Genomic DNA, 14,163 nt, shown 5'->3' on the forward strand with positions numbered 1-14,163 from the left:
AAGGATATAGTTTCATCCTACGTGGTCAAATTTTATTGGATTTTCCAAGAAGCCCTTTGTAATCCCCCTAACGTATCCGCATTCCCCGAAACGATTCCGTACCCAGGATTGCAAATCCTGTTCATCTGTGGCTCGACATTGCAAATGTCGAACAGCACCGCTCCGCGTGATTTTCAATCACGTGGTACAGATAAAAGGGGATTTGTAATCCCCCTAACGTATCCGCATTCCCCGAAACGATTCCGTACCCAGGATTGCAAATCTTGCTCATCTGTGGCTCGACATTGCAACTGTCGAACAGCGAATCCGTTAAAAGACATCCTCTCAAGGCTTATTGGGGTCTACCGGCAAGCCATGCTTTTTGAAGAAAGTAGCCGGCTCCTCCGGAATTTCTACCGTTTGGTCGTAGGTTCTGCCGGTTTTTTCGAACAGCTCCCTTCTTCCTTTGATATCATCCACCAGCTCCATGTAGGCAATCTGCCCGACCCTGACAGCCACCCTGCGGGGAACGACTACCACCCCATCCGAATCGGCCACGATTACATCTCCCGGGTAGACCGTACATCCGCCCACCACCACGGGCCTTTGTACGTCGATCACTTCATTTCTTCCGATACGTTCCCCTCTTCCCCTTTTGGTATAATCGGTGTATACCGGATTTTTTTGACGGATGATTTCATCAATGTCCCTGACACCACCAGCAGAGACCAGCCCAACCGCTCCTTTCTCCTGCCAGTCCATGATGTTTTTAGAGCCGGTTGATCCGGTGTCATTATCATCTCTGTTGTCCATCACCACTACCGATCCTTCTTTGATGAATTCTCCAAAAGGCTCGGTAGATAGTTGGGAGTACCACATGCCCCGCCATTGGCGGTAAACCTCATAATTTTCAGGTTGGGTTAGGTCTGCTCCGGGATGCATGGGCCTGTTGGTCGGGCCATAGCGGACGGTAACGGCTATTCCGGAAAAGCGGTGTTCCATGGTTTCCACATCCCGCCACAAGGGGGCAATACTAGGATCCATCACTCCCACATCCATATAGCCCACCGTGACCAGGCCATCGACTACGTCCGTGACCCGGGCTCCTTTGTATAATTCGAGCAGCACCTCGTCCGATACATCGGCAGCTTCCTGAGCGTAAGCTGAAGTACCAAAATCAAGATTTACGGCTAACAATAGTACCATTAAGAATGGTATAGATTTGATAGGGAGAAATACCTGGAATGGAAAGGGTGAAAATTTCATGGTTATTTTGAGTTTAATCGTTATTAACGAGCGTTAGGGTGCCATCAGGTAAGCATGGCACCGTTGACCTGAAGGGTCTGTCCGGAAATGTACTTGCTCATATCCGAGCCCAGGAAGATACAGGCATCTGCGACTTCTTCCGGCTTTCCGCCTCGTTTCATAGGTATGGCATCCCGCCAGCTCTGAACGGTTTTTTCGTCCAATACCTCCGTCATTTCCGTTTCAATAAAACCGGGGGCAATTGCATTGCAACGGATATTTCGCGATCCCAGCTCCAGGGCTACCGACTTGCTAAATCCGATGATTCCGGCCTTGGAAGCGGCATAATTGGCCTGCCCGGCGTTGCCTTTGATGCCCACCACCGAAGTGATGTTGATAATGGAGCCGGATTTGGCCTTCATCATGGTGCGGGTAGCAGCTTTTACGGTATTGAAGCAAGACTTCAGGTTGACGTTGATGACCTCATCCCAGTTTTCTTCGCTCATGCGCATCAGCAGGTTATCCCGTGTGATTCCAGCGTTATTGACCAGAATATCCAGTCCACCAAATTCGGAAACGACATCGGCAATAAGTTGCTCTGCTGCCTGAAAATCAGAAGCATCGGAGCGAAACCCCTTGGCCTTGATCCCGTAGGTTGCCAGTTCCTTTTCCAGTGCTTCTCCTTTTTCCACGCTGGACAAAAAAGTAAAGGCCACGTCTGCTCCTTCTTCGGCGAAGCGAATGGCAATGGCCCTTCCAATGCCTTTGGAAGCCCCGGTTACCAGGGCTTTTTTTCCTGTAAGTAATCCCATATTCAAAATTTTTATGTTTTTTCTTTTTCAAAAATAGGTATTTATTCCAAAACATCGGAAAACAGCTCCCAAATAATGCTTTTGCCTTCTTTGGCTTTTTTGTTCTGTTCTATCTTATCATTGCGTTTCTGTCGGCTTTGATTATCAAAACCAAATTTTTTTCTGAACATTATTATTATAAATTTGCATAGCAAAAAAGAAAACAAAATCGAATCATATGTCTTCAACAAAATTTGATGTCATCGTATTGGGCACCGGCCCAGGAGGTTATGTAGCAGCAATCCGGGCCTCACAACTGGGGCTTAAAGTGGCCGTGGTGGAAGCAGAGGAACTCGGAGGAATTTGCCTCAATTGGGGTTGTATCCCTACCAAAGCCCTGATCAAGAGTGCCCAGGTATTTGAATACATCAACCATGCGGCCGATTATGGGATCTCTGTAGACAAGGCCAGTGTCAATTTTGAAGACATGATCAAAAGAAGCCGCGACGTCGCCAATGGTATGAGCAAAGGCGTGCAGTTTTTGATGAAGAAAAATAAAATCGAGCAGCTTTTGGGGTGGGGAAAAGTGAAACCCGGAAAAAAGGTTGAAGTAGAAGACAAAGACGGAAAGAAAACAGAATACAGCGCAGACCACATCATCGTTGCTACCGGTGGTAGGTCCAAGGAATTGCCGGCACTGAAGATCGACAATAAGAAGATTGTGGGTTATCGCAAAGCGATGACCCTCGACAAAATGCCCAAAAAGATGGTTGTGGTAGGATCCGGAGCCATTGGAGTGGAATTTGCCTACGTGTATCATTCCATCGGGGTGGAGGTGACCATCGTGGAATTTTTGGACCGCATCGTGCCAAACGAAGACGAGGAAGTGTCCAAAGCACTGGAAAAAATATACAAGAAAAAGGGCATTGAAATCATGACCAGTGCCGAAGTGACCCAGGTGGATACCAAAGGATCCGGCTGCAAGGTGACCGTCAAAACCAAAGAAGGAGAAGAAAAAATTGATTGTGACGTGGTGTTATCCGCCGTAGGCGTGGTATCCAACGTGGAAAATTGTGGTCTGGAAGATGTTGGAATCCTGGTGGATAAGGGCAAAATCAAGGTGGACGAGTATTACAACACCAATATGCCCGGCTATTATGCGATCGGAGACGTGGTAGCCGGTCCTGCTTTGGCCCACGTGGCCTCCGCAGAAGGGATCATCTGCGTGGAAAAAATTGCCGGTCAAAATCCCCAACCCCTGGATTATAACAATATCCCCGGTTGTACCTACTGTATTCCGGAAATTTCATCCGTAGGCTATACGGAAGCAAAGGCGAAAGAAGCCGGGTATGAACTGAAAATTGGTAAATTCCCCTTTTCAGCTTCTGGCAAAGCATCTGCTGCCGGTGCCAAAGATGGGTTCGTGAAATTGATTTTCGATGCCAAATATGGAGAGTTGCTGGGAGCCCACATGATCGGTTCCAACGTCACCGAAATGATAGCCGAAATCGTCGCCATCCGCAAACTGGAGACCACCGGACATGAATTGATCAAAACAGTACACCCTCACCCTACGATGTCAGAGGCAGTGATGGAAGCAGCAGCGGCCGCCTATGGAGAGGTGATCCACCTGTAATAACAGGTGTAATGCTGGAATTCAAGAAAGATTAACTACCACCTACGGAAAACGTTTTTTTGGAAGAACAGGATTTAATAAAGGGGTTACAGGTCAGTGACCGACAGGTGCAGGAATATTTATACGAGAAATATTCCAGAGCACTGTATGGCATCATCCGTCGGATTATTTTCGACCAGGAGCTGGCCGAGGAGGTGTTTCACGATGCCTTTCTCAAAATCACCAAAAAGATCGGTTCTTATGACGAATCCAAAGGACGCTTGTATACCTGGATGGCCAATATCTGTCGTAATGCAGCCATAGATAAAACCCGGTCCAAAGAATTTTCAAAAAGTAGTAAGACCAATACCATCGATGATTACGTATATGGAATGGAAAGTGAATCCGGAACGGCAGCAACCGTCGATGGAATCGGGGTCAGAGAACTTATGGAAGATTTGAATGAAGAGCAGCGGCTGGTTATGGAGTGCATTTACTTTAAGGGATATACGCATACGGAAGTGGCAGAAGCGCATGCCATTCCCCTGGGAACGGTAAAATCCCGGGTTCGCTCGGCCCTACAGGTATTAAAAAAGAAAGCTGATAAAATCTAGTGGATATCCAAGCCTACATATCGTCCGGTAAATTGGAACTCTTCGTTTTGGGAGACCTCAACGAAACAGAGCAGCAAGAGGTGTTGTCCATGGCCAAAAAATACCCCGAAATCCAAAAGGAGATAGCGGAAATTGAGGCGGCCATGTTTGCCTTCGACCAGGCATCAGGGCCCGAGCCTTCTCCTGCGGTGAAGAATAAGATTTTTGCCAGCCTGGATGCGGAACGGGAATCCGAAGGCACTTCCGATGAGTACCTGGAGAAGGAAGTGAAGTTGTATCCCGCAGCGAATCCGTGGAAACCGTTTGCCGTGGCCGCTTCCCTGACTGCCGTAATAGCAATTGGTGCTGCGGCATACTTTGGGTACCGCTACTATGAAGCGGAAGAGCGCGTTTTACTGGCATTGGAGCAGAACGCCTCCCTGGCCGAAAACCTCCAGCGTACAGAATTTAGATTGGATCAGTTGGATGCGGATACCAAACAGTTACTTTCCGGTAATTTTGACCGGGTACCCATGAAAGGAGAAGGACTTCCCATGCAGGAAGATGCCCGGGTGGATGTCTTTTGGGATAGGGAAAGCCAGGAAGTATTCCTTTCCGTAAATCAACTGGCTTCACTGGACGAGAACAGCGATTACCAACTTTGGGCCATTGGAGAAGACGGTCCCGTGGGAATTGGATTGGTCGATTCGGAGGCCAGGCTAAACCTGCAATCCATGCAGGCTGCCGGTGAAGCCCAGGCCTTTGCCATTACTATCGAGCCCAAAGGAGGCAGTGAGAGTCCTACCCTCGAAAAACTAGTGGTGCTGGGAGAGGTTTCCTGATCGGGTACGTAAAAATAATCGCAGAGACCCCGTCGAATCTTGATGGGGTTTTTATTTTGTTTTAACTTGTGGGCAGAACCTTTTGAAACCCATCCATGGAATTACAATTATCTACCCCCGGCCTGCTTTTTTCAGCCATTACCCTGCTGATGCTTGCTTATACCAACCGCTTTCTGGCCATGGCAAACCTGATTCGGGGGCTTCATAAAAAATACCTGGAAAACAGTGGACAGGAAAAGGTACTGATCGGGCAAATCAAAAACCTGAGAAAGCGACTGAACATGATCAAAAACATGCAGATTTTTGGTGTCTTAAGCTTTTTACTTTGCGTGATTTGCATGTTCCTGCTTTACCAGGAATTCATCCCTGCCGCCAATTGGGTATTTATGGGCAGCATGCTCTGCCTGCTGGTTTCGCTGGCCATTTCCCTGCTTGAACTACAAATATCCACCAACGCGTTGAACCTGGAACTGCTGGACATGGAAGATGTACTCAGTCGGCAGACGGGCTCGGGACTGGATCAATTCTTTACTAAAAAAGACTAATACGAATGGATCAGGAAGATTGGGTCATAGACCTGCGAAGCGACACCCTTACCCAACCCACCCGGGAAATGAAAGAAGCCATGATGATGGCCAGTCTGGGAGACGATGTGTTTGGAGAAGACCCCACAGTCCGCCAACTGGAGGGCAAGCTGGCGGGGATTTTTGGCATGGAAGCGGGCCTGTTTTGTCCCTCCGGTACCATGACCAATCAAATTGCCATCCGGCTCCACACGCGGCCGCAAACGGAGCTGATCTGTCACAAAAATTCCCATATTTACCTGTACGAAGGCGGAGGAATCATGTCCAATAGCCATGCCTCGGTAAAATTACTGGAGGGAGAAGCAGGTAAGATAGATGCAGAAGCCATCCGGGAAGCCATCAATCCCGATGACGATCACGCTCCGGAAACAACGCTGGTATCCCTGGAAAATACCATGAACAAAGGGGGAGGCAGCGTTTATTTTCTCGAAGAAATCCGACCCATCCGGCAATTGTGCAAGGAAACCGGCCTAAAGCTACACCTCGACGGTGCCCGTCTGTTTAACGCCCTGATCCATTCCGGAGAGCGGGCCCATGATTGGGGTAAAATGTGCGACACCATCTCCCTATGCCTCAGCAAAGGACTGGGATGCCCGGTGGGTTCCGTCTTGTTGGGTACTCAGGCAGACATAAAAAAGGCCAGAAAAATACGGAAAGCCATGGGTGGGGGCATGCGGCAGGCAGGGATGCTGGCGGCAGCGGGTATCTACGCCCTGGATCATCACGTGGCCCGGCTGGAGGATGACCACGAACGTGCCCGGGCAGTGGGGGAGATCCTGGGTAAAATTCCCAATGTGGTAGAGATTCTACCTGTGCGTACCAATATCGTTATTGCCCGCTTGGAGAAAGTAAGTCCGGAGTCTTTCCTGGACCAACTGGCCGAAAAAAATATCCAGGCAGTGAAATTTGGAAAAGACCAAATCCGAATGGTCACGCATCTGGACATAGAAGACCGGCACCTGCAAGCACTGGAAAAGCGGCTTTCAACCTGGAAAACCAGGATATGATTTTCATTTAGGCCACTTCTTTACCGATAGGCAAAAGTCAGGTTGCCAAAAAATGGTATTTCCCGGATCGGGCATGCCTTTTGATCAATTCTATTAATAAAGAAAACATGGACCAAACCCCATTGGCGGAGCGAATGCGGCCAACAAGGCTGGAAGAACTGATTGGACAGGAACACCTATCCAAACCCGGAACCTTTCTTTTCAACGCCATTCGTTCCGGTGCTGTACCTTCCCTGATTTTATGGGGCCCTCCCGGAGTAGGAAAGACCACCATCGCCAACATTATTGCCAACGAAGTAAAGGCCCCTTTCTATACGTTAAGTGCCATCAGTTCCGGCGTCAAAGACATCCGGGAAGTCATCCAGAAAGCCCGGTTTCAGCAAGGAGTGGTCCTTTTTATTGATGAAATCCATCGGTTCAATAAGTCCCAGCAGGATGCCTTACTGGGGGCGGTGGAAAAAGGAATCATTCGACTGATAGGTGCTACCACCGAAAATCCTTCTTTTGAAGTGAATGCTGCCTTGCTGTCCCGATGCCAGATTTTCACCTTAAATCCACTGGGCAGGGAAGAACTGGAAGCCATGATGCGGCAGGCCCTGGAAAAGGATGCGGTGTTGAAAAAAGTTACCGTCGAGTTAAAAGAAACCGATGCCTTGTTGCGGATTTCCGGAGGGGATGGCAGAAAGCTGCTCAACCTGCTGGAAATTGTCATCGACAGCTTCCAGGGTGAAAAGGTTGTCATTGAAAACGAAGGGGTCATGAAGGTTGCCCAGCAGAAGGTAGCCTTGTACGATAAATCCGGCGAGCAGCATTACGATATTATTTCGGCTTTTATCAAGTCCATTCGGGGCTCGGACCCCAATGCGGCTGTTTATTGGCTGGCCCGGATGATTGAAGGAGGGGAGGACGTAAAATTCATTGCACGCAGGCTTTTAATCCTTGCCTCCGAGGATATTGGAAATGCCAATCCCAATGCCCTCTTGCTGGCAACTAACTGCTTCCAGGCCGTCAATGTCATCGGTTACCCCGAATCCCGGATCATTCTGTCTCAATGCGTGACCTACCTGGCTTCCTCGCCGAAAAGCAATGCCAGTTATATGGCCATCAATCAGGCACAGGCCCTGGTCCGACAGGAAGGGGACTTGCCGGTGCCCCTGCACCTGCGAAATGCACCGACCAAATTGATGAAAGATCTTGACTACGGAAAATCTTACCGCTATGCCCATGATTTTGAAAATAATTTTGTAATGCAGGAATTCTTGCCGGATAAAATTGCGCATACCAAACTCTACGATCCCGGCAACAATCCCCGGGAAAATGAATTGAGGAAGCAGCTTCAAAAGTTGTGGGGAAAGAAATACGGATACTAGTTTTCCCGGCGGTCCCTTTTCAGGTTACCCCCAATCGATACCAATTAGTAGAAGGGGATAAGGCTGTTCGTAGTTCATTAAACGCCCTTACAGTAAATGGTTCTTTTTTTAAACCATTTAAGGCATATAAGTTTTTATAAGCCTACTAACCTAAGTTCGATCTATTTTCCGTAAAAAACTTTCTATATCGTCACTGCGAACCCTTTTAGCTGGGTGGTGAGGTGGAAAAGGGTGTGGCAGTCTGGTTAAGCTGGAGGTTACCACGGCTTTCTCGACCCAAACATAAGGCTTGAAATGACGATTTTTTGGCAATTTCCCACCCCGATCTCGGGTTTAAAAGTTTTGTCTTTTGTCATTGCAAATGGCCTTTTGAGGAATGGGTTACTCAACTAGTGTAGATTCTCAAATAAAAGGGTTTAGCTGATACTACACCTAGCGGGCTCTCCTCTGTCAATCTGGGATCGACCGTACTACCCAATTTCCAGAAGCGTTATTCTTGGGTGGCATGCCATTCATGTTCAACCCCTTCCGGGGTTGGAGGTGTTTGGTAGTGCATGAGCCGTGGGTTGCACCCACGGTTAGTGTTGTTCAGGCCCTTCAGGCCTGGCTTTTCTGAGAGAATCATCAACAGTCTAAATTGGCACCTATAGAAATTTTTCCCCATTAGCCCAATCACATTTTAGTGAGGTCCCATATAACTCCCCAGGAAATAAGCTCCTATTCGACTCCGAAGCCTGTAGGGCTTCAACAATAATAACCCCAGGCGAAACCCGGGGTTTACGTGCCGATAGATTCTTCCAGCAACCCCGGAAGTGGGTTGAATATTTTTTCCAAAAAAGCCCGGAACCTAGTACGAAATCGTTCAAACGAACCAAATTGTCCTATATTAAAATCGAACTCAGGATAGTAGTATCCCTTACATGTCCTTCCATCCCTTATAGGTTCCATTTTTTCAGAGAATTTTAGGCTCCTATAAGCCTATTCGCATTGCTAACATGTGTATATGGTTCCCTATTTCTAATCCGTTTACCTCACCCCATGATTAACCCGTATCAGTGATCCAGATTAATATTCCTTACGAAAGGTATACCGTAAGCCTACCAGTGCCCGAAAGCTAAAATGAAAGGCATAGAGCGGTGTCGCCTCCAATACCAGGGCAAATTGCCGGTGCTCTTGGATGGGTTTGATGCTCAGCCCAACCGGTACTCCAAATCTGCCTTCATCCATTTCGGAATAGCCGACCATAAGCCCCGCATGCACATTGTACCAATCGGTTTGTTTCAGATTGTAATGCCCCAGGGCTTCCAGGCCCAGGTAGGGGTTTATTTCGCCTCCTGCCAGGATACGGGCCTCTCCGAAAAAGGGATTTTCAGGATCCGTTCCCACACCAATGTGGCTTAAAATCCCTCCCTGATACAAGCCCACCTGTACCTGGGAATAAGCCGTTGAAAAAAGACCAAATACTAAAAATAACAGGAATACCTTTCGCATATAAAGTTGGATTTTGATTAGGCTGCAAATATAATGAAAAATGTCGTTTAAAGAAGTTTTTCGTTTTGGCGCACCTAATGTAGTTGGTGGTAGGAGGCTTGAGTGCCGCTCGGAATCCGTTCTTGCCAGGCTCTTTGACTAGGTCTGGCATGCGTCAAAGCTGTCAGGGGCCCAGGAAAGTTTAGTTTAAAAAGGGCTTATCGAACCAGGTGAAACTCTCCGGAGCCATTCGCCCATTTTTCTCCCGGTAAAAACCGGGATTTCGCTACCTTCAGCCGGAAGGAGGAGGATTTTAACGTAGAACTGGTTTTTTTCCGTTGCGACCATCAATTTTTTGAGCTATCTTCACTTTTCGATGCGCTTCCGACGGCGAAAAACGGTTCCATACACGTTTTGCGCTTAGACGAGAGGGCGAACTTATAAAATTCTTATTCTACAAAGCATTAGTAGATTTACTAACAAGATAACCAATGATTTACCAGGTAATGACAATGAAAAAGACAATTTACACCTTACTTTTCTTTCTTTTTACGGGCAGTATATTTGCTCAGAGCCAAAAAGATTTTCCAGTAACGGAGGAATGGCTTGAGAAAATAGAATCATTGGCCCCTTCCGATACAAGAATACAAGCATCGGTAAAAAAGGTGCTGGTTTTTTCCCAACACACCGGATTTTATCATTGGACGATTCCCCATAATGATGAACTGCTGAAAATAATGGCCAAGAAAACAGGTGCTTTCGAGATTACCATCGCCCGGGATATTGACAGTTTCGACAAGAAGAATTTAAAGCAATACGATGCCGTCATCCTTAATAATTCCAACCCTTCCGGTCCGGATCGGGACCTTTTCGCAGATCTCCTGAAAAAAAATTCCAGCTATGATGAGGCGACCATCGCTGAATTGTCTGCGCAATACGAGAATAACCTAATGGAATATGTAGCCAAAGGTGGGGGATTAATGATCCTGCACGGAGCGATCACGGTGCAAAACAATTCGGAAAAGTTCAGCGCCATGGTGGGAGGGAGCTTTGACTACCACCCCAAGCAACAAGAGATGCACGTGAAAGAGGTAGACTCGAATCATCCCCTGGTACAAGCCTTTGAAGGCAATGGCTTTACCCATATTGACGAACCCTACTTTTTTAAGAATGCCTATTTTGATTACAATTTCAGACCGCTCTTGTACATCGAAGCCGATCAATTAGAAGGAAAAAGAGCGGAAGTCAGCAACAATACCATTTACGTAGCCTGGATCAAAAAACATGGTAAGGGACGGGTGTTTTATACTTCCCCTTCTCATAACGCCCAAAGTATGGACAATCCGGAGTTGCTTCAGTTTTTCCTGGATGGCATGCAGTACGTAGTGGGCGACCTGAAAGCAGATGACAGCCCGATGGAGGTTAATTAAGCTAGCGTTTTCAAATAGAGAGCGAAGGCATTGGTTTCGTGCATCGATCTAACCCGCCAGACGACGGGTCTTTTAGGAATTCGCTTGATTCCTTACCCTTATTTCATCAAAGAGCCGCATCCTTGTTTAGGGGCGGTTTTTTGGTTTTTGCGGTTCCCAACGCCAGACATTCAGACAGGGTACCTCGTCTACTCAGTCCACAAAGGTTTCTTTGATTACCCCCTTCTGGGATCAATAGTATGACCCAATCTCCAGAAGAGTTATGCTTACAACGCATGCAATTCCGATTCAACCCCATCCGGGGTTGGAAGACATTTGGTGATCCACGAGCCGTGGGCTGCACCCACGGTTAGTATTGTTCAGGCCCTTCAGGCCTGCCTTTACTGAGGGAATCAACAAGGACTAAGAAAAGTTTCTAGAAAAAATTACTTCCTATTGAGCCCAATCCAATGGAGTGAAGTCTCGCATCAATTCCCCGGAGACAAGCCGCCATTCGCCTCCGAAGCCTGAAAGGCTTCAACAACAATAACCCCGGGCGAAACCCGGGGATCATGAGCCGGTCTATCCTGCCCGCAACCCGGGAGTGGGTTAAACATTTCGAAAAAGCATTGTATTTTTCGTAACTTTCTTTAAACGCTAACTCCTTGATCTAATGAGCGGTTACAGACAAGTACACTACCCTTCAGTAGTAGGAAATAAAAATAGAAACGAAACCATTCCCAATACTCATTTCTTCGTCTTCTTTTTCGATGCAGCGGCTTTCTTGGGCTTGGCTTTTCCCTTTTTGGCCTCTCCCTGGTTCTCGATTATATCTATGGTTTCGGCATAGGTAAGGGATTCCGCCTCTTTGTCTTTGGGGATCTTGAAGTTGTTTTTACCCATTTTGATATAGGGTCCCCAGCGACCGTTCAGGATCTGTAGTTCGGGGTTTTCGTCAAAGGACTTGATATGCTTTTTGGCATCGGCTTCTCGCTTAGCCTTGATCAGTTCGATCGCTTCCTCCTCGGTGACGGAAAGGGGATCGTATTCTTTACCCAGGGAAACAAACTTCCCATCGTGCCGGATATAGGGACCAAAACGGCCAATGGCCGCTACAATCTTCTTGTCCTCAAAATGCCCCACATCCCGGGGTAATTTGAAGAGTTCCAGCGCATCTTCCAGGGTCATGCTTTCGATAAACTGCCCTTTCAGCATGCTGGCAAATTGTTTTTCCTCGTCTTCCTGCTCACCAATCTGCACCAGCGGGCCAAATTTACCCAAACGGGCAATAATCTTTTTGCCGGTTTTGGGGTCGATACCCAGTTCCTTAGAGGAATTGACATCGGTACGTTTGATGTTTTCCGTTTGCTCTACCTTGGAGTGGAAAGCTCCATAAAAGTTCTGTATCATTTCCTCCCAGGGCTGCTCACCATGGGCAATGTGGTCAAATTCCTTTTCTACCTTGGCGGTAAAGGAAAAATCAATCACATTGGGAAAATGTTCGACCAGAAAATCGTTGACCACCATGGCAATATTGGTGGGAAAGAGCTTGTTTTTCTCTGTCCCGGTGGTTTCGGTTTTATCTGCAGAGATGAATTCCCCGTCTTTGATCACCATTTCGCTGTACTTTCGGGGCGTTCCTTCCCTGGATTCCTTCAGTACGTAGTTTCGCTTTTGAATGGTGGAAATGGTCGGTGCATAGGTGGACGGACGTCCGATACCCATCTCTTCCAATTTTTTTACCAAGGAGGCTTCCGTGTACCGCGCAGGTGGACGGGTAAAGGACTGCCGGCCCTTCATTTCGATCAGTTCCAATTCCTGTCCCACGGTCAAAGGTGGTAGCAGGCCTTTGGCGGTGGATTCTTCCTCGTCTTCCTCGTCCGTGCTTTCCAGGTACACTTTCAGGAACCCCTGAAATTTGATAACCTCTCCGCTGGCGCTCAGGGTTTGATCAGCATTGGAGATGGCGATGGAAACATTCGTTTTTTCCAGTTGGGCATCTGCCATCTGGGAGGCAATGGCCCGCTTCCAGATCAGTTCGTACAGGCGCTGCTCGTTGCGGTCCTTACCGGCTTCGGTGACCGAAAAGTCGGTGGGACGAATCGCTTCGTGTGCCTCCTGCGCTCCCTCGGATTTGGAAGTGAATTTGCGTTTGTGGTGGTATTCATTTCCAAAAGCACCCTTAATTTCGTCCTCAGCACTTTTCAACGCATCCTCGGAAAGGTTCACGCTATCGGTACGCATGTAGGTGATCTTACCGGATTCGTAGAGCTTCTGGGCAATGTTCATGGTCTGTGCCACCGAGAAGTACAGCTTTCTACTGGCCTCTTGTTGCAGGGTAGAGGTGGTAAAGGGGGCGGCCGGTGTTTTTTTCGCTGGCTTGGTTTCCAGGGATTTGATGGAAAAATCGGCCTCCAGGCAATTTTTCAGAAAGGCCTCTGCCTCTTCCTTTTTATCGAATTTCTTGGGCAATTCCGCCTGCAGTTGCTTGCCTTCCACATCAAACAGAGCGGTAATTTTATAAGAGGAGGTGGCATCGAATTTTTCGATTTCCCGCTCCCGGTCCACGATAAAGCGCACGGCTACGGACTGCACCCGGCCAGCGGAAAGGCCCGCTTTTATTTTTTTCCATAATACCGGGGAAAGCTCAAAACCCACCAGCCGGTCCAGAATACGTCGGGCTTGCTGGGCGTTGACCAGGTCCAGGTCGATTTGACGGGGAGATTCCAGGGCCTTGATAATAGCGGTTTTGGTGATTTCCCGGAATACAATTCGTTTGGTATTTTCGTCTTTTAGGTTGAGAACTTCCTTTAAATGCCAGGAAATGGCCTCTCCTTCGCGGTCATCGTCACTTGCCAGGAAGATGGTCTCTGCCTCCTTCACTAATTTTTTTAATTCCCGGATTACTTCCTTTTTATCCGGGCTGACCTCGTAGGTAGGCTTGAATTTATTTTTGATGTCAATCGCATTTTCTCCTTTCGGCAGATCCCGAACATGCCCGTAACTGGAAGTGACTTTAAAGTCCTTTCCAAGATAACCTTCTATGGTCTTGGCTTTTGCAGGGGACTCGACAATGACTAAATTCTTTGGCATGGTTGATTTCGTTAAAGATAAAAGTACATGGGACCAGGTAATTCTCCGCTAATTAAGGCCTAAAAATAGATGTCATATAATTAGCTTCCAAATATTCCTCCCATCCAATTTTTATTGCCCACGTAAAATCTACATATTTAATTTTCAAAGAACAGACCAACGAAT

Annotated in this window: 13 protein-coding genes; 7 read left to right on the top strand and 6 right to left on the bottom strand. The window is 47.6% G+C overall.

What is annotated here, in order from left to right:
• Positions 1–324: 324 nt before the first annotated feature.
• The 3 genes from GJS45_RS05620 to GJS45_RS23930 all read right to left on the bottom strand — a co-directional run bounded on the left by GJS45_RS05620 (position 325) and on the right by GJS45_RS23930 (position 2,206).
• Positions 325–1,185, bottom strand: coding sequence for an RraA family protein (locus GJS45_RS05620; protein ID WP_162340500.1), 861 nt, complete (start codon positions 1,183–1,185; stop codon positions 325–327).
• A gap of 104 nt (positions 1,186–1,289) precedes the next feature.
• The gene (gene fabG, locus GJS45_RS05625) at positions 1,290–2,036 is read right to left on the bottom strand and encodes a 3-oxoacyl-[acyl-carrier-protein] reductase (RefSeq protein WP_162340501.1); all 747 of its coding nucleotides are present in this window, start codon (positions 2,034–2,036) and stop codon (positions 1,290–1,292) included.
• Between the two features lie 41 nt (positions 2,037–2,077).
• Positions 2,078–2,206 (bottom strand): hypothetical protein, encoded by a 129-nt coding sequence (locus GJS45_RS23930; RefSeq protein WP_262887931.1) that lies wholly within the window; start codon positions 2,204–2,206, stop codon positions 2,078–2,080.
• 47 nt (positions 2,207–2,253) lie between these two features.
• Between GJS45_RS23930 and lpdA the strand changes: the two genes are divergently transcribed.
• From lpdA to GJS45_RS05655, 6 genes are all read left to right on the top strand, one after another.
• Positions 2,254–3,651: a dihydrolipoyl dehydrogenase gene (lpdA, locus tag GJS45_RS05630; protein WP_162340502.1), complete on the top strand. Its 1,398-nt coding sequence runs from the start codon at positions 2,254–2,256 to the stop codon at positions 3,649–3,651.
• Between the two features lie 59 nt (positions 3,652–3,710).
• Positions 3,711–4,244 carry an RNA polymerase sigma factor gene (locus tag GJS45_RS05635; protein WP_162340503.1) on the top strand — a complete coding sequence of 178 codons (534 nt, stop codon included), beginning with the start codon at positions 3,711–3,713 and terminating at the stop codon, positions 4,242–4,244.
• Positions 4,244–5,065 (top strand): anti-sigma factor, encoded by an 822-nt coding sequence (locus GJS45_RS05640; protein WP_162340504.1) that lies wholly within the window; start codon positions 4,244–4,246, stop codon positions 5,063–5,065. Before GJS45_RS05635 ends, GJS45_RS05640 begins: the two co-directional genes overlap by 1 nt.
• A gap of 95 nt (positions 5,066–5,160) precedes the next feature.
• Entirely contained in the window at positions 5,161–5,610 is a 450-nt protein-coding gene (locus GJS45_RS05645; RefSeq protein WP_162340505.1) for a DUF2721 domain-containing protein, read from the top strand.
• A 5-nt stretch (positions 5,611–5,615) separates the two neighbouring features.
• On the top strand, positions 5,616–6,656 hold the full coding sequence (locus tag GJS45_RS05650) for a threonine aldolase family protein (protein WP_162340506.1): 1,041 nt from the start codon (positions 5,616–5,618) through the stop codon (positions 6,654–6,656).
• A gap of 107 nt (positions 6,657–6,763) precedes the next feature.
• On the top strand, positions 6,764–8,026 hold the full coding sequence (locus GJS45_RS05655; protein ID WP_162340507.1) for a replication-associated recombination protein A: 1,263 nt from the start codon (positions 6,764–6,766) through the stop codon (positions 8,024–8,026).
• A 1,065-nt stretch (positions 8,027–9,091) separates the two neighbouring features.
• Here the strand turns inward: GJS45_RS05655 and GJS45_RS05660 are convergent.
• A complete protein-coding gene (locus GJS45_RS05660; RefSeq protein ID WP_162340508.1) occupies positions 9,092–9,517 on the bottom strand; it encodes a hypothetical protein in 426 nt (141 codons plus the stop codon).
• Between the two features lie 491 nt (positions 9,518–10,008).
• Between GJS45_RS05660 and GJS45_RS05665 the strand changes: the two genes are divergently transcribed.
• The gene (locus tag GJS45_RS05665; RefSeq protein WP_162340509.1) at positions 10,009–10,926 is read left to right on the top strand and encodes a ThuA domain-containing protein; all 918 of its coding nucleotides are present in this window, start codon (positions 10,009–10,011) and stop codon (positions 10,924–10,926) included.
• Positions 10,927–11,393: 467 nt separating this feature from the next.
• On the opposite strand, the gene GJS45_RS23935 is transcribed toward GJS45_RS05665, so the two are convergent.
• Positions 11,394–11,522 (bottom strand): hypothetical protein, encoded by a 129-nt coding sequence (locus GJS45_RS23935; RefSeq protein WP_262887932.1) that lies wholly within the window; start codon positions 11,520–11,522, stop codon positions 11,394–11,396.
• A 130-nt stretch (positions 11,523–11,652) separates the two neighbouring features.
• Positions 11,653–13,998: a type I DNA topoisomerase gene (gene topA, locus GJS45_RS05670; RefSeq protein WP_162340510.1), complete on the bottom strand. Its 2,346-nt coding sequence runs from the start codon at positions 13,996–13,998 to the stop codon at positions 11,653–11,655.
• Positions 13,999–14,163: the final 165 nt, after the last annotated feature.

Source organism: Cyclobacterium salsum, from assembly GCF_010119245.1.
GTDB lineage: Bacteria > Bacteroidota > Bacteroidia > Cytophagales > Cyclobacteriaceae > Cyclobacterium > Cyclobacterium salsum.

What these genes read in the sequence shown, in the direction of transcription:
- GJS45_RS05620 (WP_162340500.1), bottom strand. Translation starts at nt 1,185, where the DNA reads ATGGTACTATTGTTAGCCGTAAATCTTGATTTTGGTACTTCAGCTTAC.
- fabG (WP_162340501.1), bottom strand. Translation starts at nt 2,036, where the DNA reads ATGGGATTACTTACAGGAAAAAAAGCCCTGGTAACCGGGGCTTCCAAA.
- GJS45_RS23930 (WP_262887931.1), bottom strand. Translation starts at nt 2,206, where the DNA reads ATGTTCAGAAAAAAATTTGGTTTTGATAATCAAAGCCGACAGAAACGC.
- lpdA (WP_162340502.1), top strand. Translation starts at nt 2,254, where the DNA reads ATGTCTTCAACAAAATTTGATGTCATCGTATTGGGCACCGGCCCAGGA.
- GJS45_RS05645 (WP_162340505.1), top strand. Translation starts at nt 5,161, where the DNA reads ATGGAATTACAATTATCTACCCCCGGCCTGCTTTTTTCAGCCATTACC.
- GJS45_RS05650 (WP_162340506.1), top strand. Translation starts at nt 5,616, where the DNA reads ATGGATCAGGAAGATTGGGTCATAGACCTGCGAAGCGACACCCTTACC.
- GJS45_RS05655 (WP_162340507.1), top strand. Translation starts at nt 6,764, where the DNA reads ATGGACCAAACCCCATTGGCGGAGCGAATGCGGCCAACAAGGCTGGAA.
- GJS45_RS05660 (WP_162340508.1), bottom strand. Translation starts at nt 9,517, where the DNA reads ATGCGAAAGGTATTCCTGTTATTTTTAGTATTTGGTCTTTTTTCAACG.
- GJS45_RS05665 (WP_162340509.1), top strand. Translation starts at nt 10,009, where the DNA reads ATGAAAAAGACAATTTACACCTTACTTTTCTTTCTTTTTACGGGCAGT.
- GJS45_RS23935 (WP_262887932.1), bottom strand. Translation starts at nt 11,522, where the DNA reads ATGTTTAACCCACTCCCGGGTTGCGGGCAGGATAGACCGGCTCATGAT.
- topA (WP_162340510.1), bottom strand. Translation starts at nt 13,998, where the DNA reads ATGCCAAAGAATTTAGTCATTGTCGAGTCCCCTGCAAAAGCCAAGACC.